The sequence below is a fragment of the Collinsella sp. TF08-11AT genome (genome assembly GCF_003437035.1).
In the GTDB taxonomy this organism is placed as follows: Bacteria; Actinomycetota; Coriobacteriia; order Coriobacteriales; family Coriobacteriaceae; genus Collinsella.
Genome location: NZ_QSRL01000013.1, coordinates 32993 through 58302 on the forward strand (window position 1 = coordinate 32993; position 25310 = coordinate 58302).

Below are 25310 nucleotides of genomic sequence, written 5' to 3' on the forward strand. Positions count from 1 at the left end.
GCGACGACTTGCGGGGTCGCGGAATGGTTCGAAACCCGTGTTCGCGATGATTGCAAAAGTTGTTGAATAGAAATTGGGGCCGATTCCAGCTATGTTGGAATCGGCCCCAATTTCGTTTTAACTTGCGGAGACAAATGACAGGGCTGAAGGGCAGTTCGTTGGTCAGGTTATTTCGCGGTAGTCTTATTGAGGATACCGGAAACTAAAGCAAATGTCGCAATCAGAAGGTTGCAGATGATACAGAAGACGAATACTCCTTGGAAAGACCCTGCCATACCGTAAACCTTCATCATGACTGGCATTCCGAAAGCTCCGACAACATAGCCCGCTGAGCAAATAATCGAATAGATCCTTCCAAAATCGCGTGATCCGAAGAGCGAGAGGAGAATCATCGGCATTGCAGTTCCAACGATGGCGAACATGACGTCGTTTACGCCGGCCGCGATGATGGAAACGGTCTCGTTGCTTCCGCCAAAGATGAGAAGTAGGAATGAAAGAATGCTGACTCCCGTCCATGCGACCGTTGCTTTAATAGCACCGAGCTTGTCGCATGTTTTGCCTACGAAGGGATTTAGGAAAATATCGGAGAGCGAAGCCGCCGAAACCATTAGGCTTCCCACGATGGGATTGAAGCCGACCTCGCTTGCATAGGTCGGGAACAGCTGGTTCATGCAGCAGGTGAGTTGCGCCACGCAGAGCAGAAGGGCGCAGAGAATAAAAGATGGCGTTTTCGCGGCATCGCGGAGCGCCATGCCCGAAGAGACATCTTCCTTTTCATCGGCGCTGTAGCTCTCATGGGTTTCGGAGGTAGTCTCTCCGTACGGAAGCATATTGCGATCAGAAGGCTTAAGGCGAATGATAAATGCGCTTGTGGGCAATATCATGGCTGCAGAAACGGCCGCAAGTACGATGTAACCCGTACGCCAGCCTTGCTGCTCGATGACCAGTGTAATGACAGGACTCAATAGCAGCGTGCAGAGAGAATTAACGCCCCACGCAAGGCCGATGGCAAGACCAGACGATTTACTGAACCATTGGTCAATGACATCGGACATGCAGACACCCGTTGTGAACGAAAAGCAGATGCCGATCACTGCGGCGGAGACGATGAACATCCAGACCTCGGTGTAGAACGCCATTGCGGCGCCGGCGGCAATAAGGACGAGTTCAACGCAAATATGCCATGGTTTGCCGATTACTTTTGGAATGAAACGACTCAAAAGCGGAAGCCCAAGCGCAAGGCCAAGAAGAATCGCGGTGAAATAGAAAGAGAAAGAAGTGTAGTCAAAGCCCAGGTCTTCACATACAGGAGCGATGAATGAGCCGGCAATGATGCTGTAGGTGCCGGTTGTTCCCGCAGACATTAAACCGAGCGCAATAACGACAATCCAAGCAAATGCGCCGCTCTCACGGGGGCGGTCCTTTTCGGCTGGTGCGATGAGAGTCATGGTTACTCCGTTTCTATCGGCAATGCAACCTATATGCCTACCGATAGGTATATAAAGATGGAGATTCTTCGTCAAGTGTTAAGCGGGGAGCGGGGACCCTTAACGTGCCGAACGGTAATTGGGCCCCCAATGCGACAAAGGGACTGTCCCTTTGTCGCATTATTCGGAGCGCAGGGCCTCCACGGGATCCTTCTTGGATGCGCTGCGAGCCGGCAGCAGGCCGGCAACGACCGTCAGCAGCACCGAAATTACAATGAGCATCAGCGCGTCTTGAACGGGCAGGCTCATCAGGTTGGGCACCTGCTTGGCCGCAAGCGCCCAGGCATTAACCGGAAAGCTCACGGCCACCACGACGACAATGGCAAAGACGCCGGCAATGAGGCCTTCGATAAAGGTCTCGGCATTAAATACGTTTGCCACGTTGCGCTTTGACGCGCCGATCGCGCGCAGGATGCCAATCTCCTTTTTGCGCTCCAGCACGCTGATGTAGGTGATGGTGCCGATCATGATGGAGCTCACCACCAAACTGATACTCACGAATGCGATGAGCACCAAGCTGATAGTATTCACGATGTCGGTCACCGAGCCCATGATGATGCCCATGTAGTCGGTATACGAGATTGCCTGCTCATCGTGGCCAGCAGCTTTGACCTGCTTGTTGTACGCATCGATGTAATCGAGCACGCGCTCCTTGGCCTCAAAGTCGCGCGGGAAAATCTTGACCGAAATGGGGTCCGCCTCGTCCGCATAGCCCAACGTGGTCAGATTGTTGTCGTAGGTGAGCTTCGACGCCTTGGCATAGCTCATCATGAGCGAGCTCAGGTCCTCGGCGTCCATGTTGAAGTGGATGGCACGAGCAAAGGCGCCCGCATCCACGCGCATGGCGCTCGCCAGGTTGGCAAAACTCGAAGACATCTGCGTCGCCATTTGGTCCATGAGCCCTGCCGCACCCGCCTTGAGCTGGGTTGATACCGTCGTCGCAATCTGCTCGCTGACCGCCTTCATCACCTGATCCATAGACTGCTGCAAATACGGAGCCAGCTGCTTTTGCACATAGTCGCCCATCACCTGCTGCAGACGCTCGGCCAAGGCATCGCCGCCCAACGCCTTGAGCTGAGCCAGGCATTGCTGGGCTGCGGCATCATTCTCAAGATACGCCGAGAATGCGGCAGCGAGCTTTGACGCGTCCTTAAGATCTTCGGGCGACAGCGCCTTAAACTGATCAGACTGCAGAAAGCCCTCAAACAGCTGGTTGGCAAGCGTTCCTACCTGCTGCATCTGCTCGGGCGTGAGTTCCAGACCGTCAAAGATGCCCGAGAAATCTGGGGCCGGCGCTTTGGCCATGATGTCGCTGAAGTCGATGTCCTTCCCAACGCCCGAAAGGTCAAGGTCCAGCCCGGACAAATCAAGGCTAGAAAGGTCCATGCCGCCGGCCGCACCCGAGAGCGCAGACGAATCGAGAGAGAACGCGCTCTTCAGCGCCGCCTCGTCCACACTGAACATGCTGCTCAGATCCACGCCTTGCTTGGCCTCGCCCTGCAGCTCGTCGAAGGTTTTACCCGTAAAGACATCCGTCTCGGGGTGGGCAAGCTGCTCCTGCACGATTTGCGAATCGGCAGCACGCTCCATAAGCTGGCGAGTCAGCGCATGCGTATAGGCAATGCCCGGGGACAATGCGCTCGCGTTTGCCGCCTCGTTGGGTCGCACCACGCCCACAATGCGCACGTCAATACCGTCGGCAACCTTGGCTTTCATAAAGTCGGCGTCGCCAGACATGTCAGTCCACATGCCGGTCTCTTCGTTTTTGCGATAGGCATCGGCCGGCGACAACACCTTAAACGTCGTGGACAGTGCATCGTCGTAGGTAAAGTCGCTGCCGGTCTTGGGCGTCTTGACCTTGCCGTCGGCCGTCATGGCACTGTTAACCAGGTCGTTGAGCTCATCGATATCCAGCGCGCCGATGCTGTAGAGCGTGTAGTCGCCCACCGTTCCGCGGCTCGAAAGCACCATCACGGCCTCGTTGGCGGACGTAGGCCAATGGCCGGCAACGACATCGTACTGGCTGTCGAGCAGGCTCTGGTCGTCAATCATCTCGTTAAAGACCGACGTTCCCATGGAATCCATGCTCACCGTTGCCGCCGAGCTCGCGCCTCCGCTCATGGCCTCGGTCATAGCGTTGGGAACAAGGCGAACGGGCTTCTCGTCGCCCTTACTCGAACGATAGACAACCGGCGTCACGCCGTAACCATACTGAATAGCGTTGACCTCTTTGTCGATACCGTTGCCGCCGTCGTCAAGCCATGCCTTAAAGCTCGTCATATCGTTAGATTTAACACTTGCGAACATATCCTTTACGGCCGTGACCACAGGGATCTTATCGGTCCCCTGAGCCTTGCCGCCGGTAGCGCCATCGGACGAGTCCTCGCCCTTGGACGCCTCCTCATCGGTAGTCCCATGCCCGCCCATCATGGACGACAGGTCGTAATCTTGTTTGGAAATCGTAAGCGGGTAGCTCGAGAGCGTGTCCTCCTCGACCTTTTTGATGTAGCCGTTTACGCCGTTGGAGAGCGCCAGAATCGCCGCGATGCCAATAATGCCAATCGAACCTGCAAAGGCCGTCATGGCCGTACGGCCCTTCTTGGTTATGAGGTTTCGGGCAGAAAGCCCCAGCGCCGTCACAAAGCTCATCGAGGTTTTGCGCGTGGGCTTGGCCTCGCGACGCGCGGCCTCGGCAGCATCAAAGGGATCTGAATCGTCGGTGATCTTGCCGTCAGCCAGGGTAACGATGCGCGTGGCGTACCTGTACGCCAGCTCGGGATTGTGCGTGACCATGATGACCAGACGGTCGCACGCAACGTCCTTGAGCAAATCCATGACCTGTACGGATGTCGTCGAGTCCAAGGCGCCGGTCGGCTCGTCAGCCAGCACAATCTCGGGATCATTGATCAAGGCGCGGGCAATGGCCACGCGCTGCATCTGGCCGCCCGATAGCTGGCTCGGGCGCTTGTTAACGTGCTCGCCCAGACCGACTGCCTCAAGCGCCTTGCGCGCACGCTGGCGGCGCTCGGCATGTCCCACGCCCGTGAGCGTAAGCGCCAGCTCCACGTTTTCCAAAATGCTCTGGTGCGGAATGAGGTTATAGCTCTGGAACACAAAGCCGATGCGATTGTTTCTGTAGGCATCCCAATCGCGATCGCTGAAGTCCTTGGTCGAGATGCCATCGATCAACAGGTCGCCGGAATCGAAATGGTCGAGTCCACCAATGACGTTGAGCATCGTAGTTTTACCCGAACCCGAGGGACCCAGGATGGCTACAAACTCGTTATCGCGAAAAGACAGGCTTACGCTGTCGAGCGCTACCTGCGTAAACGACTGCGTAACGTACCTTTTGCAAATATCTCTGAGATCCAGCATGGACGGCAACCTCTCTCGCGCGGGCGCGCTCGCCCGCTCCCCCGCCGTTCACGTTCGGCGCGTTTGTCCTACTCTATCCTCATTTTTGGCCTGCTCCAGTGAGAAATCTAACGTACTGCCCCAAAAACGAACGGGACGGCACGCCACGTGGCGCACCGTCCCGCACTTATCATCGATGATGTGACAAAGGGGCTGTCCCTTTGTCACATTCGCACCTACTGCTCGCTCTTCGCGAGTGCCTGATCGATCAGTTTGTTGAGCGCTTCGCGCTGCTCAGCGGAGTTGATACCGCCCATGATCGGCTCTCCCACGATGTTGCCGTTCTGGTCGATCACGTACGTGGTCGGGAACGAGTACAGGTTGGAGGTGAACTTGCCGGCCTCACTGTCCGACTTAAACCAGATGTTCTTATACGTCACGCCCTTCTTGGAAAGCACGTCCTTAGCATCGGCCACCTCGTCTTTGTTGCCATCGAGCGTAAAGGAATTAACGCCCACGACCTGGCCGCCCTTCTCGGCAAGCTCCTTGTTGAGCTTCTCCAGATCGCCCAGCTCTCCCACGCACGGCTTGCAGGTGGTAAACCAGAAGTTCATGACGGTGACCTTGTTCTTGGAGAACAGCTCGTCGCTGTTTACATCGTTGCCGTCCAAGTCCTTGCCCTTAAAGCTGGGGAACTTCGTCTCCCCGCTCTCGCCGTTGGTCATGCCCGCGGTCGAGGCATCGACGCTCTCTCCCTCGCCGGGCGTGCTGCCACATCCGGGGAACTCCTTCTCCAGCGCCATGAGCTTGTCCTCGATCTCCTTGACCTGCTGCGCGCCGGCCTTAAGCGTCTTAAGCTCGTCAGCCGCAAACTGATCCTTGGCGCCCTCGATGGTATCGAGCAAGAAGTCACCGTAGTTCTTGCCGTCCTCAATCATGGGAGTGTCTTTGTTGGCCGCAAGGAACACCTTTTCCCATAGGGCGTTATCGCTCGCAAAGATCTCGTTTTCCTTTTGCAGCAGCTGCTGGTACAGCTTGGCCGCCTCCTCGGCGCTCGACGGCTTTTGTGCCACAAGCTCGGCAATCTGCGCATCGCCGCTCGTGGCATCCTTCGCGTCACCCTTGGGGGCAGAGCACGCCGCGAGAGTCAGCGCCAGCACGGGCAGCATCAACAGAGCCGCAATTTTTGACAGTTTCATGGTTCCTCCGTTTATATCGAAACTTATATAGGTACCTATTTGTTTTCGCAGGCTTGCGTGGACTGCGCGGGTTTGTCGCCCGTCACACCCAGCCCATAGCGAAAGCTAATAGCATCGACGGGGCACGCGCCCACGCATTTGCCGCAACGAATGCACTCGGCATGGTTGGGCGTACGCGTAACGTCCACGTCCATTTGACACACCCTGGCGCACTTGCCGCACGAGACGCATTTACAATGATCGACCTGAATCCCCAGCAACGACACCTTGTTCATGAGTGCATAAAATGCGCCGAGGGGGCAAATCCATTTACAGAAGGGGCGGTAGAACAGCACGCTCAGCACCGCAACCGCAATGAGGATCGCGAGCTTCCAGGTAAAGAGCTTTCCCAGCGCGGAGCGGATTCCCACGTTCATGATCGACAGCGGAATCGCGCCCTCGAGCACGCCCTGCGGACAGATGTACTTGCAAAAGAACGGGTCGCCCATGCCCACATCGTTTACCACCAAGACGGGCAGCAGCACCACGGCAAACAGCAGCACGGCATACTTGATGTACGTGAGCGGCTTGAGCTTTTTCGTGGAGAGCTTTTTGCTGGGAATCTTATGCAGAAGCTCTTGCAGCCATCCAAACGGGCACAAAAAGCCGCATACAAAACGTCCCAGCAGCACGCCGATCAGAATGAGCGTTCCGGTGACGTAATACGAAAAGCTAAACTTAGACGAGCCCACCACCGACTGAAACGACCCGATGGGGCACGCACCCGAGGCCGCCGGACACGAGTAGCAGTTAAGCCCCGGCACGCAGACGGCTTTGCCGGCTCCCTGGTAGATACCGCCCTTGGCAAAGTTAGGCAGGTGAATATTGGTCGCAAGCGTTGCCGCCGCCTGAATCAATCCGCGAAATCTCGCCAAAAGATGCGATACGGTATTTTTTCTTTTAACCAATTCCGATACACTCCAAGCACAGCCTGATTGCCTTGGCCAGCACGGCATCTGCCTCGCCGCGCATAATGCCAAAGCCAACCATGGCTACCCCAACGATCAGCAAAGCCACCTGCGCCACAGGCTTAATCGCTTTGAACAATCTGACCACTCCTTTCGTTTCGCGACCCATTGGACCATACCGACTATAAAATCCGTGTTAAGCGCGAATGACTATGCAAGGAGAACGTTATGCGCATCTTGGTCGTCGAGGACGAGCGGGCGCTGTGCGATGCGATCGCACGCAGCCTGCGCAACTTAGCCTATAGCGTCGACTGCTGCTACGACGGGCAGCAGGCCCTCGATCTGCTCGATGTCGAGACCTTTGATCTTGTCGTGCTCGACCTCAATCTCCCCCATGTCGACGGCATGACCGTGCTCAGGCAACTCAGGACAACTGATTGTGAGACCAAGGTGCTTGTGCTCTCGGCACGTGGCGAGGTCTCCGACAAGGTAGCGGGGCTCGATGCGGGCGCCAACGACTACCTCACCAAGCCGTTCCATCTTGACGAGCTGGCGGCACGCATACGCAGTCTCACGCTCAGGCGCTTTACGCAAAACGACGTTGTTCTAGCCTGTGGATTGTTGAGCTTTGACACCAAGGCGCGCCTCGCCTCCGTGGGCGGCGAGACCCTATCCCTCACGCGCAAGGAGACCGGCATCTTGGAATACCTGATGCTTAACCAGGGGCGGCCGGTGAGCCAGGAAGAGCTTATCGAGCATGTATGGGACAGCAGCGTCAACAGCTTTAGCAACGCAACCCGCGTTCATATCTCGTCGCTCCGCAAAAAGCTACGCAGCGCTTTGGGATACGACCCGATTCGCAATCGGATTGGAGAGGGCTACGTTATGGAGGATGGAGAATGAAAGGGCTTTCGCTGCAATGGCGCATAACGATTATGACGGCACTGCTGACGTGTGCGGCATGCGTACTGACGAACTGCTTGGTCGGCTATACGGGCATGCGCTACATGGATGCCATCGGCAGCGACATCTCGGCCTTTAACGCAACCGGCGAAGATTCGCTCCAGGCGTTCGACCCAACGAAAGCGGCCCTCGATGACAAGGTCACAATCGTCGTAAATGACGCACAGGAGTCTTTTGGCACGACAGCCTGGTACATCACGGCTGGAGTCACACTCCTTGGCGGCGCGCTGGCATACTTTGTGAGCGGCCGTGCACTCAAACCGCTACGGGCTTTTGCAGCTCAGGTTGAGCGTGTGCAGCCTGACAACCTAAGCGAAATCAGACTCAATGAAGATGTGCCCACCGAGCTACAACGATGCAGCGCCTCTTTCAACGACATGATCGCTCGTCTTGGCGAAGGGTTCTCTGCACAGCGTCAGTTTACCGGCAACGCCGCACACGAGCTTCGCACCCCGCTCGCCCTTATGCAAGCACAGATTGAACTATTCATCTCCGAGCACTCCGGTTTGCAACCCGAAACAGCCGAGCTGCTCGGCCTGCTACAAGAACAAACTGAGCGGATGTCGCGGATGACCAAGGTGTTGCTCGAGATGAGTGAGCTCCGCAGCGTTCCTTGCGAGGACGATGTTGAACTTGGTCCCTTGTCCGAAGAGGTCCTCACCGACCTTGCGCCACTTGCCGAAAATAAGGGCATAGCCCTCAATTGTGCTGGAGACGCTTTAGTAATCGGGAGCGACACGCTCCTCTATCGGCTGGTGTTTAACCTGGTCGAAAATGCCATCCGTTACAGCCGCCCCGGCTCGACTGTCAACGTCTCCATCTGCGACAACAACAGCCGCGTGTTCCTGCGAGTCGAGGACCAGGGCCCGGGAATACCCAAGCAGTACCACGAGAGCATCTTCCAACCGTTCTTTCGCCTGGATAAATCCCGCAGCAGGGCATACGGCGGCGCAGGACTCGGACTCGCGCTCGTTTGGGAGATTGCAGCGCTTCACGGTGGCGCTGTAGAGGTCGAAGCAAGTTCCGAGAACGGGACCACTATGCTCGCAAGCCTTCCAAAACGATCCGCAGCATTAACCGAACAGTAAAACGAAAGGGGTCCCGCACACGTTTGCGCGGGACCCCCTCCCTGTCAATGCAATTCGCCCAAAAGAGTAGAAGCCTACTCCCACTCCACCGTGCCGACGGGCTTCGGCGTGAGGTCGTAGCACACGCGGCAGATGCCGGGAACCTCGGCGGTGACGCGGGCGGTAATGCGCTTGAGCAACGCCCAGTCGAGCTCAGGCACCTCGGCGGTCATGACATCGACGGTGTTGATGCAACGGATGATACAGGGCCAATCGTAGGCGCGCTTGCCCTCGCGCACGCCGGTGGCGCGGAAGTCGGGCACGACGGCAAAATACTGCCAGATGGTCAGACCCGCCTTGTCGATCTCCTCGCGCACGATCGCGTCGGCTTCGCGCAGCGCCTCAAGACGGTCGCGGGTGATGGCACCAAGGCAGCGGACGCCCAGGCCGGGACCGGGGAACGGCTGGCGCTCGACCATGTTCTCGGGCAGGCCGAGCTCGCGACCCACGACGCGGACCTCGTCCTTGTACAGCAGTTTGACGGGCTCGCAGAGCTCAAACTGCAGATCCTCGGGCAGACCGCCCACGTTGTGGTGAGCCTTCACGCCGTCTTGGGACTCAAGAATGTCGGGATAGATGGTGCCCTGGGCGAGGAAACTGACCTCGTCGCCAACCTTGCGGGCCTCCTCCTCGAACACGCGGATAAACTCGGCACCGATGATCTTGCGCTTGGCCTCGGGCTCCTCGACGTCCACGAGCTTATCCAGGAAGCGATCGGTCGCGTCCACATAGACCAGGTTAGCGTCCATCTGGTTCTTGAAGACGTCGATGACCTGTTCGCTCTCACCCTTGCGCATCAGGCCGTGGTTCACATGCACGCAAATGAGCTGCTTGCCGATGGCCTTGATGAGCAGGGCCGCGACAACCGAACTGTCGACGCCGCCGGAAAGAGCCAGCAGGACCTTCTTGTCGCCGATCTGCTCGCGGATTGCAGCGACCTGCTCATCGATGAACACCTGGGCAAGTTCGGGAGTGGTGATACGCACCATGTCGTCGGGACGCTTGTTGGGATCCATGCAGAGCTCCTTCTCGGTTCGATGGAAATGCGCCGCGCGTATGCAGACGCACCGTCATATGACCTCATTATATGCAGAACGAGATACGTTTCCCATCGCTGCGACAGAGCTTTTTGCAGGGGCGGCAGTTTTTCTATATCCCAAGGTCAGCTAGACTTCGGTAGCCACCTTGGGAGCATCGCCAATAGACTCTTCCTTTATACGTTCAGCATAATCGTAGACGATACCCACAAATTCCAGTCCCGAGCAACAGGAGTACAATTGCTGCTATTGTTGCCACCTGATGGGAGATGGAAGATGGACTGCGATGGCTACCCATGCGTTCCCATGCCGTTGATGTGCACCGCCTTTGTGCCGGGGCAGATTGACGCTGCGGTTGCAGGCATTTCCGACCCCGATTCACGCGCCATCGCCACGGCAGAAGCGCTGTACTTTCGCGGACAGGCCGCACTCGCCGCCAAGACGGCGCACCCCTATCTTGACGTCACCGATCCCGCGCTGCGCTATTCCGCATGCTTTATCTGCGGATACGCCAGTCTGTCGCTCAACCGTATCGCCGACGCCCGCCGGTGCCTTGCGGGCATCCTCGATACGCCGGCCGACGAGGAATCGCCCGCCGTCCACGCCACGCATATCCTGTTCGCCTCGGCCGCGAGCGTCCTGCTGCACTTGCCTTCCCCGTATTCTGCCGAAGAGTTTTATCCACTTGCGGCGCACCTACCCGAAGGCCTGCGACTGTTCGCCAGCTACGTGATGGCGCACGCCTTGTATCTGCGCGGCGAATACGGCCGCAGCCTGGGCATGGCGGAAAACGCCCTAATTATGAAACAGGGAAGCTATCCCATCTCGGAACTGTTCCTGCACCTGGCAGCTTCCATGGCATGCATGAGCCTCAAGGACATCGACGCCGCAAAAGCGCATTTTGGAGCCGCTTGGGACATTGCGCGCCCCGACGGCCTTATCGAGCTCATTGGCGAGCACCACGGCCTTTTGCAGGGGCTCATCGAGGCATGCCTAAAAACGCAATACCCTGACGACTTCGCACGCATCATCGAGATCACGTACCGCTTCAGCTACGGCTGGCGGCGCATCCACAACCCCGATTCGGGCGAGGACGTTGCCGACGATTTAACGACCACAGAGTTCACCATGGCCATGCTCGCCTGCCGCGGATGGACCAACGCTGAAATCGCACGCCATATGGGAGTATCGCCGGGCACCGTCAAAAACCGCCTATCCGGCGTATACGCAAAGCTTGGCATCGGCACACGCGCCGAGCTGGTCGCGCACATGTTGCGTTAGCGACCGGGCTGCCAAGCGCATCGAACGCGTTCCGGAACCCGGCGCTTCGCTCGATCAATTTGGACATTTTGACCCTTGAACGGCACTACCGCCACGAAGCGTCTTCTCGCAAAATTGGATTATTTCCACCGATATTTGCGGGATGGGAGCCCAAGATGCTTGATCGCCGTTCGTTACTTGTTGCCGGAGCGTCCTCACTAGCGAGCATCATGTTGCCTCGCGTGCCGGGAAGCGAAAATGCCTTCCTGCTGCCGTTCGCGCCCACCGCGGCCTATGCCGACGAAAAAGACCCCTTCAGGGTGCTCGTTCTCTCGCGCACCATGTTTGGTGTGGTCGTGGTCGACGTCGCCAACAAGAATATGCCCATCAAGGGAGCGCAGGTCACGCTCACGTCGCGCTACGCCGCAGGCAAGCAGCTCGCCGCCACGACCGATGACGAAGGCACGGCCATCTTTGAGATTGCCTCGCTTTCGGAAGGCTACGTAGACGAGGCAAAGCTCCTTGACGCGTACGACTTTAACGGCGGCATCTCCATTAGCATGGCGGGCTACCGCGATGTCGAGATTCCCCTTGCGCGTATCCAGGGCGGCACCGCCATAACCGCGCCCACGCGTCCGCTTTCCGACGGCGAGCCGTACTTCCGCCAGCTCACATTCGACGAATGGGACATCCAGTACGCTGAAGCCACGTTCATGGCATTGCCGAAGGACGACACGGCAAACGAGCAGCCCGATACGCACGCATTTACCGTGCAGGCTCATCTGCCGCAGGGCGGGCAGGCAACATTGCATATCAATAAAGTGATGCCCGCTGCGGGCAGCTCAACCGAAACCGTCACGCAGATTGGTCAGATCAAGGCCAGCGCATCGAGCGCGGATAATCTGGCGACGTTCACACTCGAAGACAAGTTCCTCGATGCAGCGTCGAGCCTTCTGGAAGAAGGATGCAAGCTGCGCTTTGTCCTCGACTACCAGGACAAAACCTACACGCTCTCCTCCCCCATGGCCGTTGTTACCGCGCCGGCGGCAAAGGCGGAATCCGGATCGACCACTATCGTCCCCACCACTATGGACCAAGAGATCACTCCGTTTGATTTCCCCGCATCGTTTCCCGGCATCGGTGGTAATAAGTTCACGTGCTGGATGCCCTCGTTCCCCATTCTGTTCGATTTCTCGTTTGCCGGGTACGTACTGTTTGGCGGAGGATACAAACCAGCCAGCTATATGAACGATTCGGGCAACCCTGATCCGGAATACTGGAAGAAATCGCCGCGTGAGTCGGGCGCCAAGCAGGCAAACCGCTACCTCGACGAGATGGAGGGGAAGTGGAATCAGTACAAGAGTATGAGTGCCGGTTCGGGCACCGATCCAAGAAACACCAAGCTCCTTCGCCACCATTGCACGCCGCTGTTCACGATGGATATCGCCACACAGCTGTACGGCTCGCTCGCCTACGATTGGGTGGGCAAAACCTGGGGTAACAACAACGACCCTGCATACGGCAATATTAAGGCCCTCTTCCAGGTAAGAACTGACCTCAATTGGACCGAGCAGTTTACCCTAGGACCGGTGCCATTTTTCCTAAACGTCAACCCTTGGGTGCTGGCGAAGCTGGCGCTCGCTGTGGGTGCCCACACGCACGGCAGCGGCGCGGCGTTTTTCAAGAACATTTCGCTCGACTATTCCAACACGTCGGGCTCGTTCACCATCCAGATCGGACTTGCCGTCACCTTTGGAGCCGGCGTTGCAGGCGTCGCTTCGTCTGCCGTGCGCGGTGCCGCATCCCTCACGCTGTTCATTGGGTACGAGAAGGCAGATGGACACCAGCTTCCGCGGCTGCGCGTGGGTGCAGACGTCGATGTCGATGTGATACTCCAGTTCGTAATGTTCAAGTGGACCACCAAGGCTTGGTCGGGGTCGTGGCCCACACTCATCGATTCGTGGAATATGTCGGTGAACAATGACGACCGGTATGTGCCCCAACGCTCTGAGCTGGCATTGGGTGGAGATACGCCTTACACGCTGGATGCCTGCTTCGGCACGCCCGGCAACACCGAGGCAGGTGGTGTGCCGCAGTTTATCGCATCGGCCACCATCGTCACCAACGCCGAGCTGCTCGCACGCGCCGAGGTTAAGGCCACTGCCGTAAATGCCGCGCCTGTCGTGCGCGATTGGGATCAAGCGGCCACGCGCATTGAGCTCGAGGCGGATTCAGAAAGCGACGACACGGGACAGGTCGAGCATTTCGTCCATGCACTGGTAGAGAACGACGAAAACGCCGCGCCGATGTATGAGTACACCTACATCGGTCAGTCAACGAACGCCGTTGCGGACCCGAACGCCAATTCTGCCGGCGTGTCGGAGGACGAGCGTGGCGGCATAAAACCCTCGAGCGACAACGTGCTGTTTTCCGGCGTGCTCAGCGAAGCCCACATGAAGCTAACGATGATTGCCGGCGTAGAATGCCTGTTCCGTATCGCCTCGGTGCGCTACGGCGACAATGGCCGCTCGCGCCTGGTGGTGCACACAAAGGCAAACGGCACGTGGTCCGCTCCCACGCCCGTGGACTTTCCCCTTGGGTTTGGCGAGGGCGACGTGGAGCGCGACGGCATATTCGATTACGACTTCGACGTGGTGGAATATACGGACGGAAGAGGAAACCAGGACGCCTACGTGCTGCTGGTCTCGGGCGAGCGCCCCGCCGGCGACAACACCCTTTTCGATACGGCAAGCACAGCCGGCATACTGTCCGTTGTGCGCCTGCGCATAAGTAATGACGAGATCCGCGTGGTGTCGCATACGTCATGGCGCAGCATCTCGCGCGGCCGCCTGCAAGAGGATGGCTACCATTGCCTGCAGTGCCCGCGTATCACGGTGGGCAAGACGCTGGTCAACGGACGCCTGTCGGGTGCCTACCTCCACCGCCGCGGAACCACCGCAGAGAAGGCGCTCGGCAGCGAGGCCGAGGTTGCGCTGGAATGCTTTACCCTGTGGTCGGATGATTTGGGCGACAGCCTGACGTTCCGCCAAGTTCTTCGCTTTCCGCAAGCACCGTCGAGTATCGAGCTGAGCGAGCCCGAGAATATCAACGGCAAAATGGTGGTGCCCGTTGCGTACGAGACCGCAGACGGTTGCGGCTGCGCATCGTACGCCGTGATCGGCCAGTCCATTGCGGGCTGGGGCGTTATGCCACCAGACGCCACGGTGCCCCATGCGGTGCCGTGGCCACAACATTCGGGCTTTTTGGCCACCGTCAACGAGCAGCTGCAGCATATTACTTGGACGCGAGGCGCATCGGCATTTGCAACGCAGCCCGTGGGTGCCGCAGGCTGTGGCCCGGCATCGTTTAGCGTAAGCAACAACGGCAGGTGCGCGCTCTATGTAGAGAACACCGATGGCAAGGTGGGGCAAACCTACGACGAAGAAGGCAACCCGGTAGCAGTAATGGGCAAGCACTTCCGCATCTTCGCCAGCACCTTGGCAGGCGATCTGTTCACGGAGCCGTTCGTGATGTGCGAGCTGGACCATCCCGTCGATCAGATAACGACATTTTTGACGTCGGGAGGCATGCTCTCCGCGCTCGCCACGCACATTGTGAGCGCGGAGAAGAGCGAGGCAGAGCTGCACGGCATCGAAGTGCCTCTGGTGGCGTGTGCCACTCCGACGGGCGCGGTCGCTACCTCGGGCGCGGTGGTGCCCGGAGCAGCAGGCGAATCCTTCATGGTCACGGTGCGAAACGACGGCAACACTTTGCTGACTGCCGGCACAATCGATCTGTACCGAGAGGGCTCCAGCCAGCCGTTCTCCAGCGCATCCATCGGATTCGGAGCGAACGCACGCATGGCTTCGATCTACGATCCAGAGCTTGCCGAAGACGCTTCGGCCAACGACATGGCACACGTAAAGTACGCGCTCGAGACGCTGGGCGCACGTTTTGCAACGCACCCGCTGGTAGCCGACAACGGCAACGCCGTGCTGGCACCGGGTTGCACGGCACAGTTCCGCATGAGCTTCGCTATCCCCGAGAGTTGGAGCGACGAAGTGGGCAAACGCGTAACGCTGTATGCGAAGGCGCGTGACCTGGTGGCGCTCGATCCCGTAACGCTCAAGGAAATCCGACCGGGCGCAAACTCGGCGCTGGGTGCCGTATTGCACGAGCTTCATGTGCCCGACGCGGCATGCGAACGCTCAGAAGTTCAGGTCGGCATATGTGACAGCGCGGATACGACAGGACTTCACGACGCCCCGATGACGGCGGACGGCGATGGTGGCTCGAGTGGCAGCGATACTGACGAGGGCGGCGGCTCCGGCGGAAGCAGCTCCGGCAGCGGCAAGGACCACGGCAATAACAAGCGCTCCGGAAAAGCGGGCGCGCTTGCGGGCACGGGCGATGTCAACGCTGCCCTTACGGCAGCCGCTGCAGCACTCGCCGCGGCAGGCGCGGGCCTCATCGCCTACAGCGCCCGCCGCACGGCGCTCGAAAAAGACGCCGCCGATGAGGTCAATTCGGATAAGCCTCGCTAGCTCCAAGTTACTTTTGCGAGAGACGCCGACCCGGCTCATCGAACACCAAAATGGGCTGGTTCTGAATACCCAGAGCCAGCCCATTGCGCATTAGATGTCGCCAGCGGAGTCGAGCTCGGCTTCCTCGCCCCGCATTCCACCGAGGACAGTGGGGCACTATCGTTTAAGGGCTTCGTTATTGTTCGATGGTCTTCTTGACGACTGCGGGGACGCCTGCCGCCACCACGTTGTCTGGAAGGTCTTCCGTCACGACGCTGCCCGCGGCAATTACGCAACCGCTGCCGATGGTAACTCCCTGCAGCACTGACACGTTCGCGCCAAACCAGCAGTTATCGCCGACAACGATGGGCAGAGCCTTCTCGAGACCCAAGTTGCGGTCCTTTGCCTTTAGGGGGTGCGAAGCGGTGTAGAAGCCGCAAAACGGCCCGATAAACACGTTGCCACCAAAGGTGATAGAGCCGCCGTCCATAAAGTAGCAGCCATGGTTTACAAAACAGCCCTCACCAAAGGTCGTCTTGCTCCCGTAGTCAAAGTAGGCAGGCGAAAGGACCGTCAGCCCCCCGGGAAGATCGGTATCGAGCAAGGACTTCAAAGCATCGAGCTGTGCGTCGCTTCCAGGTTTTGCCATATTAAAGTCATAGCAGAGCGCCTCCGCCTTCGCGCGTTGCGCCAGGAGCTCCTCGTCAAAGTTGGCATCATGCCACTCACCGCGCTCCATCTTCTCTTTCTCGGTCATTGCGCCCCCTCAAACAACATGCAGTCTTGATGCGGCAATTCTACCAGCCGATAAGCCACGGTTTTAACACGAGCACCACACCGCGCAGGGAATGACCGCAGAAGCCAAAGGTGCCCGACTCCGAACGATTGTTCGATGGATTTCGTGTTGGGTGGAATCGCCCAAGGGCTGGGCTATGCTACCTTGACTATCTATATGACTAAAACGCAGCAAAGGAGCACCGAGAGAGCGAGTATGGCAAAAAACACCGCAAACTATGGTAACGACAGTATCCGCCAGCTCAAGGACGAGGAGCGCGTACGCCTGCGCCCCGCCGTCATCTTTGGCTCGGACGGACTCGACGGTTGCGCGCATGCCGCCTTCGAGATCCTGTCCAACGCCGTTGACGAGGCGCGCCAGGGCTACGGCAAGCTCATCACCCTCACCGCCTTTCGCGATGGCTCTATTCAGGTAGAGGACAATGGCCGTGGCTGCCCGCTCGACTGGAACCCTTCCGAGAAGCGCTTTAACTGGGAGCTCGTCTTCTGCGAGCTCTACGCCGGCGGCAAGTACAACAACAACCAGGGCGGCGACTACGACTTCTCGCTCGGCACCAACGGCCTGGGCTCGTGCGCGACCCAGTACGCTTCCGAGTACATGAACGTCACCGTCTGGCGCGACGGCAACAAGTACTCCCTGCACTTTAAGAAAGGCAAGGTCGTCGGCGCCAAGAAGAAGGCACTCGAGATTGAGCCCAGTGACGAGAACCGCACCGGCACCACCATCAAGTGGCGCCCCGATCTTGAGGTCTTTACCTCGATTAGCATTCCCCACGACTGGTATCGCGAGACCATGCGCCGTCAGGCCGTGGTCAACGCCAACGTGACCTTCCGCCTACGCATCGAGGGCGACGATGGCGAGTTTTCCGAAGAGGATTTTTGCTATCCCAAGGGCATCGAGGACTACGTGCTCGAGAAGGTCGGTACCGACTACCTTACCGAGCCCTTCTTTATCGAGGCCGACCGTCGCGGTCGCGATCGCGAGGACCTGCCCGATTACAACGTAAAAATCACTGCTTGCATGTGCTTCTCGCGCACTTTCATGATGCAGGAGTACTACCACAATTCCTCCTGGCTCGAGAACGGCGGTTCGCCCGAGAAGGCGGCCCGCAGTGCTCTGACCAGCGCCATCGACGCCTACATCAAGCAACAGGGCAAGTACAACAAAAACGAGAGCGGCATCAAATGGCAGGACGTCCAGGACTGCCTGGTACTGGTGACCAACTGCTTCTCCACCCAGACGTCCTACGAAAACCAGACCAAGAAGGCTATCAATAACCGCTTTATCCAGCAGGCCATGACCGCCTTCTTTAAGGAGCGTCTCTCGACCTATTTGATCGAGAACAAAGACGCCGCCAACAAGATTGTGGAGCAGGTGCTCATCAACAAGCGCTCGCGTGAGAACGCCGAGAAGACCCGCCAGAGCATCAAAACCAACCTGCAGCAGAAGACCGACATGGCCAACCGCGTGCAGAAGTTCATCGACTGCCGTTCCAAGGACAAAAACCGTCGCGAGATCTACATCGTAGAGGGCGACTCGGCAGCTGGCGCCATCCGAACGTCGCGCGACGCCGAGTTCCAGGGCGTTATGCCCGTCCGCGGCAAGATCCTCAACTGCCTAAAGGAGGACTACCCGCGCATCTTTAAGTCCGACATCATCATGGACCTTATGCGCGTGCTGGGCTGCGGCGTGGAGATCAAGGACAAGCGGATCAAGAACCTTGGTGCCTTTGACCTGGACAACCTCAACTGGAACAAGGTCATCATCTGTACGGACGCCGACGTCGACGGCTATCACATCCGCACGCTCGTGCTCACCATGCTCTACCGCCTGGTGCCCACACTTATCGACGAGGGCTACGTGTATATCGCCGAATCGCCGCTCTACGAGATCAACTGCAAAGAGAAGACCTACTTTGCCTACACCGAGCTCGAGAAGAACGGCATCCTTAAGGAGATCGGCGACCAGAAGTGTTCCATCAACCGCTCCAAGGGTCTTGGTGAGAACGATCCGGACATGATGTGGCTCACCACCATGAACCCCGAGACGCGCCGCCTGATCAAGGTGGAGCCCGAGGACGTCACCAAGATGGAGACTATGTTCAACCTTTTGCTGGGCAACGACGAAGCAGGCCGCAAGCGCCATATCTCCGAGCACGGCAAGGAATACCTGGACCAGCTGGACCTGCAATAGCAGCAAATCGATAACGACGGCCCATAAGAAGTTCAAGAGGAAATCGTGGCAAAGAAGAAGACGAAGAACCAGCCAAAGAAAAAGCAGGTCAACGCCGAGAACGTCATCGGCCTGCACTCCGAGGTCACCGACCAGCCGATCACGCAGACGCTCGAGGTTAACTACATGCCCTACGCCATGAGCGTCAACGTCTCGCGTGCGTTCCCCGAGATCGACGGCTTTAAGCCCTCGCATCGCAAGCTGCTCTACACCATGTACAAGATGGGTCTGCTCAAGGGCGAGCGCCAGAAGAGCGCCAACATCGTGGGCCAGACCATGAAGCTCAACCCGCACGGCGACGCCGCGATCTACGAGACGATGGTGCGTCTGGCCACCGGCAATGAGGCGCTGCTTGCCCCCTTCGTGGAGTCGAAGGGCAACTTTGGCAAGTACTATTCGGGCGACCTGAGCTACGCCGCCTCGCGCTATACCGAGGCTAAGCTCTCCCCCATCAGCGCCGAGATCTTCAAGGACATCGACAAGGACCCGGTCGACTTCGTCGACAGCTACGACGGCGCCATGAAGGAGCCGCGCCTGCTGCCCACCACGTTCCCCAACATCCTTGTCTCGGCCAATAAGGGCATCGGCGTCGCCATGGCGTCCGACATCTGCGGTTTCAACCTCAACGAGGTCTGCACCGCCACGATGCACTACCTGCAGGATCCCGACTGCGACCTGCTCGAGTACATGCCCATGCCCGACTTCTCGACCGGCGGCGAGATTATCTACCGCCGCGAGGAGATGGAGAAAATCGTCGAGACCGGCCTGGGCAGCTTCCAGATTCGCTCCCGCTGGCGCTGGATTCCCGAAGAGCGCATCATCGAGGTCTACGAGATTCCCTACACCACCAAGACCGATGTCATCATCGAGCGCATCGTCAAGCTCTCTAAGGAGGGCAAGGTCAAGGAGATCGCAGACATCCGCGATGAAACCGACCTTTCGGGTCTGCGTATCGCCATCGACCTTAAGCGCGGTGTCGACCCCGACAAGCTCATGGCCAAGCTCTATCGCTCGACCACGCTGCAGGATTCGTTCTCGTGCAACTTCAACGTGCTCGTCGACGGCTATCCCCGTGTTATGGGCGTGCGCCAGATCCTGCACGAGTGGGTCAAGTGGCGTATTGAGTCCACGCGTCGCCGCATTAACTTTGACCTGGGCAAAAAGTCCGAGCGTCTGCACCTGCTGCACGGCCTTGAGGCAATTCTGCTCGACATCGACAAGGCCATCGCCATCATCCGCGGCACTAAGCTCGAGGCAGAGGTTGTACCCAACCTTATGAAGGGTTTCGACATCGACGAGACCCAGGCCGAGTTTGTCGCCGAGCTCAAGCTCCGCAACATCAACGAGGAGTACATCCTCAACCGCACCAAGGACATTGCAAAGCTCGAGGGCGAGATCGCCGAGCTTGAGGAGATCCTTTCGAGCGAGGAAAACATCAAGAAGGTTATCAGCGACGAGCTGGCCGCGGTCAACAAGAAGTACGTGATGCCGCGCCGCACGGGCAGGATCGAGCCCCATGAGGTTATCGAGGTAAGCCTGGAGCCCGAGGTCGAGGAGTACCCGGTTACCATCATGCTTTCGCGCGATGGCTACCTCAAGAAGATGACGGACCGCGTGCTCAAGAAGGCGACCACGCTCAAGTACAAGGACGGCGACAAACCCTTTATCGAGTTCCCGTCCTCCAACACGCACGAGCTGCTGGTCTTTACCAACAAGAGCCAGGTGTACAAGTGCAAGGTCGCGGCGTTTGAGGACACCAAGTCGGCCCAGCTGGGCTCGTACCTTCCGACCGATCTTGAGATGGAACCCGACGAGAGCGTCATCTGGGTCATCGACCCCGAGGACTACAAGGCCGACGTGCTGTTTGTCTTTGAGAACGGCCGCGTGGTGCGCGTTGCACTTTCCGGATACGTCACCAAGACCAACCGCAAACGCCTGAAGAACGCCATCTATGGCGGCAGCAAGCTGCTGTATGCGCAGGTACTCAAGGAAGATCGCGACATCGCGCTGGTCTCGAGCGACTATCGTTTGATGAACTTCAACACGTCACTGCTCAAGACCAAGACGACCACCAACACGCAGGGCGTCCAGGCCTTTACGGCCAAGAAGGGCCGCTCGGTCACCACCGTTGGCACGACCGAGGAAATCCTTGGCGCCGGCGTCTCGGCCGAAAAGTTCACCGCGCAGAGCCTCCCCTCTGCCGGTGCCCTCATGAAGGAAAACGACATGCCGAGTCTGTTTGACTAGGATGACGGCAGAACCGCCATAAGCTCTCAAAACGGTGGGGCCCAGAGCACAGTAAATGCCGCGCTCCGGGCCCCATGCATTACAGCAGCATCATCCCTATAGACAAAATGCCGCATAAAGTGGAACAGACATAAGCCCATCATTCATTCCAAAGGGCTTCGTAGATAGCCTGATAAGGCGCACACCCGGATGGGTCTTTTTAAGTGAGGAAAGGCTTCGAGATCTTGTGTTCTCCCCCGCCTTGACTTCAATCGCAGACAAGCATCCCTGCTTCTCTACTACAAAGTCGATTTCCGCACGATTATCTCGCGCCCAATAATGCAGCGGATAGCCCATGGCTGAAAGCTGTTGGGCAACGTAGTTTTCGGTAAGTGCACCCATGAATGTGCCGCCGATGCCGGCTAGAATATCGGCGCGTTGAGCACCGGCCTTGGAGACGAGCAGCCCTGTATCCGCCTGATAGATTTTAAAAGCAGAAGGGTTAACGAAGGCCTCTAAGGGGCTTTCGATCTGCCCGACTAGGCTGCAGCGCGCCACCGTACCCGACAATACAAGCCAATCGAGAGCATCTCCAAAGAGAGACGCATTGCCCCCCGCTCGCACTACCTTGTATTGAAATTTACGATTCTCTTTGGCAAGCTGCTGTGGAATGGAATCGAAGCACGCACGCGTCTTTGCGCTCAAGCGTTCATCAGCATATTTATTGGTGTCGGCGGAATATCCGTCGAGAATAATCCGATGCTTTTCGGCCACATCAATGATTGACTGATCATCGATGTACGTTTGGACCGCCTCGGGCATTCCGCCAACAACAAGATACTGTCGATAGAGCCCAAGCGCCTTTTCATGAAGGCTTGGCGCAAGAGGACCCATTATCTCGAATGATGAGCGTATCTCGTCGACCAGCTGATCGTGCCCCATCGCCCAGAGAAACTCCTCGAAATCGAGTGGAGTCATCTCAATCAAGTCGGTCTTTCCGACGGGGAACGAATACGACTGATGGTTAATGGCAACCCCAAGAAGCGACCCGGCAGCCGCAACGTAATACTCGGGAGCATCTTCGCAAAAGTATTTAAGGGAAGTGAGCGCTTCCTCGCATGCCTGGATCTCGTCAATGAACAATAAGGTTTTGCCAGGCACGATACGCTGTCCCGTACGAGCCTCGATCGCACGTACGATCGAATGAGGGTCAAGACCGCCCGAAAAATCCGCTCGCGCCGACCGGTCGTTCTCAAGATTAACGTAGACAACCGATTCGAAAAGATCCTGGGCGTACGTTCTGAGCAAATAGGTCTTGCCACACTGGCGCACGCCTTTGACCAGCAAAGGTTTTCTATCAGCTCTGTCTCGCCATTCCCTAAGGAGCTCGTCTGCCTTGCGACGCATACGTAACCTTCCCTCATGAACTTCTATGTGACAATATTTTAACGCGGATTAATTTGTTTTCAGTTATTTTTCTGCGTTTAAAAATTGTTCTATACGGCACTTGAGGGAATTCGCCCCTATCTCTCGGTAAGGACAGCAAGCATTTCCACCAACGCTGATTGCCATGCGTTCTTCTTGTCCTTAGGCGAGCTTGCGAGCGAGCTCTCGCACCTCTTTCAACTTGGGCGACGATGCCATGCTGTCGCGCTCGGTCATGCCACCAATCGTGACAATGCCCTGGTCCTCCCACTTGCAGTACGCGCAGGTTGACTTGTACATAGCGATCGCCGCATCATAGACACCCTCGCTGTGGCTATCGAGCAAAAGGGCCGTCTTGGTGAACGGGAAACCCGTGGCACCGAAGGCGTACAGGCGGTCGATGGCGGTCTTTTCCTGCGCAGTGATATCAAACCAGTAGATAGGCGAAGCGAAGACAACCATGTCGGTGTCTTTCAGCGACTCAATCACGTTGGCCATGTCATCCTTCTGCACGCAGGTGCCCTCATGGGCGAAGCAGTACTGGCATCCCAGGCAGCCGGCGATCTTCTTGCTGGCAACGCGGATGACCTCGACCGTATGGCCGCCCTCGCGCGCGGTCTCGGCAAACGCCTCGACCATGGTATCGGTATTGGCGCCCTTACGCGGGCTGCCGCTCAATACAACGATATTCACAAGAATCTCCCTTCTTCATGCCGCAGGCGCGCGGCACACATTTTGTTGTAACCAAAACGGATGGAGCTATTCAGACGTCTGTAGATCGCATCTCTCGCTCGCGCTCTCCAAAGAAGGTGCAAGCAGAAGCATCACGGACATTAATCAGCGCCGATATGGATCACGACATGAAACCGTAAGGGTTGGCCAGAGGTTGCCAGATTCAGTAGCTCGCAGCAATAGAGCGAATGACGACTTCGGCGATATAATCCGTGTCATCTTGATTGTTCCCGCGCGGAAGGTACAGCTCATGTCCAAGCTCAACATCGACCAGCGATCGATTCGCGATCTTCTCACCGATAAGCGATCGGACTTCCTCATCCCCGACTACCAGAGGCCCTACGCCTGGGGCGAGGATGAATGCGCAACGCTGTGGGACGACCTGTTCTCGTTCGCTTTTCCAGGCGATGACTACGAGCGTTTCGACAGCGAGAACGACGAATACTTTCTAGGACCCATCGTCACCTTTAAGAACCTCTCTGGTCAACTCGAGATCATTGACGGCCAGCAACGCCTCACCACCATCATGCTGCTGCTCCGCGCGTTCTACGACAAGTTCACCAACATGAAGGATAAGCAGTCTGTGAAGATGCGCGAGGCAATCGCCCGTTGTGTATGGAAAACCGACGAGTTCGACGAGCCCGACATGGAGCGCCTCAAGATCGACTCCGAGGTTGCATCGGACAACGACAAGAATGAATTCCTCGAGATTTTACGAGAGGGCAACGTAGGCGATGGCTGGAAGAGCGCTTATGCCCGCAACTTCGCTTTCTTCCAGAGGAAAATTGAAAAACTGGTGAGCGAGTGGCCCACCTACACCGTCTACATGGCCACACGCGTCATCAACAATGTGATACTGTTGCCCATTGAAGCGGAGTCGCAGGACACCGCGCTACGCATCTTCTCGACTCTAAACGACCGAGGGCTGCCTCTCTCGGATGCCGACATCTTCAAAAGCCAGTTCTACAAGCATTATTCCGACACGGGGCGCAAGGACGAGTTCATCCGTCGCTGGAAGGCGCTCGAGGAGGGAGCGAACGCTATCTTCCGGCCCATGCGCGGTACACCAACCGATGAGCTATTTACGCGCTATATGTACTACCGCCGCGCGAAGAAAGGCATCCGCGACACGACCACCGCATCGTTGCGCGACTTCTTCGGTGCCGATGGCTACGCCATGCTCAAGGAGGACGCCACGCTCGACGATCTCGAGGCGCTGCTCGGCTTCTGGAAACGCGTCGATGCGCAGGAAGGGTTCAGTGAGCGCGTGCTCCGCAGGCTCTTCGTGCTGGGCTACGCCCCCAACGGCATGTGGACCTATCTGCTAAGCGTCTGGTTCCTTGCCAACCGCGACAGCAAAAGTGTCCTCGATGACGAGGCACTCTACGGCTTTCTAAACAAGATCACGGCATTCGTTCTCGCCTACGCCATTGAGCGTCCCGGCGTAAATGCGCTGCGTTCGCCAGTGTATCCCGAGATGATCAACATCGTGGAGCACCGCCCGGTGGAGTTTCCCAACCACCACTTCAATCGCGCAAATATTGCTGAGCGATTCCGAACCTACGTGTTCACCAACGGCAGGCCTGTAACGAAGTCCATGCTCACTTGGTGGGCGTACGCAGACCCAGATCAACCACTCATGGACCTAGACACCACGCTCGAAATTGAGCACATCTATGCCAAGAAGCGCAACGAGGTAGACCCGCTCGTCGACCAATCCAACCTGGAGGCGCTGGGTAACAAGGCGCTGCTCGAGAAGCGTGTAAACATCCGCGCGGCCGACTACAGATTCAGCGATAAACGCAAGTACTATGAGGGATACACCGACGGCAATGGCAAGCGCAAAGCCGGAACAAAGATCGCGGAACTCAAGCGCCTGACACAAGTCATGGAAGACTTCACCGAAATAGACATCGCGACTCGCACGGCACGGATCATCGATGCCTTCGTGGACTACCTGGGCGACAACGGACTTTTGAGCTAAGGAGCGAACACGTTCGAA

Annotated in this window: 16 protein-coding genes; 7 read left to right on the forward strand and 9 right to left on the reverse strand. The window is 57.7% G+C overall.

What is annotated here, in order from left to right; all coding sequences use genetic code 11:
• Window positions 1-167: 167 nt before the first annotated feature.
• The 5 genes from DXC79_RS08315 to DXC79_RS08335 all read right to left on the reverse strand — a co-directional run bounded on the left by DXC79_RS08315 (window position 168) and on the right by DXC79_RS08335 (window position 7126).
• Window positions 168-1448, reverse strand: coding sequence for an MFS transporter (locus tag DXC79_RS08315; RefSeq protein ID WP_117635845.1), 1281 nt, complete (start codon window positions 1446-1448; stop codon window positions 168-170).
• 159 nt (window positions 1449-1607) lie between these two features.
• A complete protein-coding gene (locus tag DXC79_RS08320) occupies window positions 1608-4862 on the reverse strand; it encodes an ABC transporter ATP-binding protein/permease (protein ID WP_117635846.1) in 3255 nt (1084 codons plus the stop codon).
• Between the two features lie 215 nt (window positions 4863-5077).
• Complete coding sequence (locus tag DXC79_RS08325; RefSeq protein ID WP_117635847.1) at window positions 5078-6040, reverse strand: redoxin domain-containing protein; 963 nt, start codon at window positions 6038-6040, stop codon at window positions 5078-5080.
• A gap of 35 nt (window positions 6041-6075) precedes the next feature.
• A complete protein-coding gene (locus DXC79_RS08330; protein WP_199408677.1) occupies window positions 6076-7035 on the reverse strand; it encodes a 4Fe-4S binding protein in 960 nt (319 codons plus the stop codon).
• Complete coding sequence (locus DXC79_RS08335) at window positions 6980-7126, reverse strand: CD1871A family CXXC motif-containing protein (RefSeq protein ID WP_197032826.1); 147 nt, start codon at window positions 7124-7126, stop codon at window positions 6980-6982. The genes DXC79_RS08330 and DXC79_RS08335 overlap by 56 nt, the downstream gene beginning before the upstream one ends.
• A gap of 89 nt (window positions 7127-7215) precedes the next feature.
• On the opposite strand from DXC79_RS08335, the gene DXC79_RS08340 reads away from it, so the two are divergent.
• Together DXC79_RS08340 and DXC79_RS08345 are read left to right on the forward strand one after the other, a co-directional pair.
• Window positions 7216-7890, forward strand: coding sequence for a response regulator transcription factor (locus DXC79_RS08340; RefSeq protein WP_117635849.1), 675 nt, complete (start codon window positions 7216-7218; stop codon window positions 7888-7890).
• Window positions 7887-9038: a cell wall metabolism sensor histidine kinase WalK gene (locus DXC79_RS08345; RefSeq protein ID WP_117635850.1), complete on the forward strand. Its 1152-nt coding sequence runs from the start codon at window positions 7887-7889 to the stop codon at window positions 9036-9038. Before DXC79_RS08340 ends, DXC79_RS08345 begins: the two co-directional genes overlap by 4 nt.
• Before the next feature lie 74 nt (window positions 9039-9112).
• On the opposite strand, the gene guaA is transcribed toward DXC79_RS08345, so the two are convergent.
• A complete protein-coding gene (gene guaA / locus DXC79_RS08350; protein ID WP_117635851.1) occupies window positions 9113-10093 on the reverse strand; it encodes a glutamine-hydrolyzing GMP synthase in 981 nt (326 codons plus the stop codon).
• A gap of 297 nt (window positions 10094-10390) precedes the next feature.
• Here guaA and DXC79_RS10115 point away from each other — a divergent pair, with 297 nt between their 5' ends.
• Together DXC79_RS10115 and DXC79_RS08360 are read left to right on the forward strand one after the other, a co-directional pair.
• Entirely contained in the window at window positions 10391-11395 is a 1005-nt protein-coding gene (locus DXC79_RS10115; protein WP_199408678.1) for a helix-turn-helix transcriptional regulator, read from the forward strand.
• 155 nt (window positions 11396-11550) lie between these two features.
• On the forward strand, window positions 11551-15918 hold the full coding sequence (locus DXC79_RS08360; protein WP_147327492.1) for a hypothetical protein: 4368 nt from the start codon (window positions 11551-11553) through the stop codon (window positions 15916-15918).
• A 175-nt stretch (window positions 15919-16093) separates the two neighbouring features.
• Here DXC79_RS08360 and DXC79_RS08365 read toward each other — a convergent pair whose 3' ends face one another.
• Window positions 16094-16654 carry a sugar O-acetyltransferase gene (locus DXC79_RS08365; RefSeq protein ID WP_117635853.1) on the reverse strand — a complete coding sequence of 187 codons (561 nt, stop codon included), beginning with the start codon at window positions 16652-16654 and terminating at the stop codon, window positions 16094-16096.
• 234 nt (window positions 16655-16888) lie between these two features.
• On the opposite strand from DXC79_RS08365, the gene DXC79_RS08370 reads away from it, so the two are divergent.
• Window positions 16889-18886, forward strand: coding sequence for a type IIA DNA topoisomerase subunit B (locus DXC79_RS08370; protein WP_117635854.1), 1998 nt, complete (start codon window positions 16889-16891; stop codon window positions 18884-18886).
• Between the two features lie 45 nt (window positions 18887-18931).
• Window positions 18932-21172, forward strand: coding sequence for a DNA gyrase subunit A (locus DXC79_RS08375; protein ID WP_117635855.1), 2241 nt, complete (start codon window positions 18932-18934; stop codon window positions 21170-21172).
• Window positions 21173-21268: 96 nt separating this feature from the next.
• On the opposite strand, the gene DXC79_RS08380 is transcribed toward DXC79_RS08375, so the two are convergent.
• On the reverse strand, window positions 21269-22558 hold the full coding sequence (locus DXC79_RS08380) for an ATP-binding protein (RefSeq protein ID WP_089572817.1): 1290 nt from the start codon (window positions 22556-22558) through the stop codon (window positions 21269-21271).
• A gap of 180 nt (window positions 22559-22738) precedes the next feature.
• On the reverse strand, window positions 22739-23269 hold the full coding sequence (locus DXC79_RS08385; protein WP_117635856.1) for a flavodoxin family protein: 531 nt from the start codon (window positions 23267-23269) through the stop codon (window positions 22739-22741).
• Window positions 23270-23558: 289 nt separating this feature from the next.
• Here DXC79_RS08385 and DXC79_RS08390 point away from each other — a divergent pair, with 289 nt between their 5' ends.
• Window positions 23559-25292, forward strand: coding sequence for a DUF262 domain-containing protein (locus DXC79_RS08390; protein ID WP_117635857.1), 1734 nt, complete (start codon window positions 23559-23561; stop codon window positions 25290-25292).
• Window positions 25293-25310 lie beyond the last annotated feature (18 nt).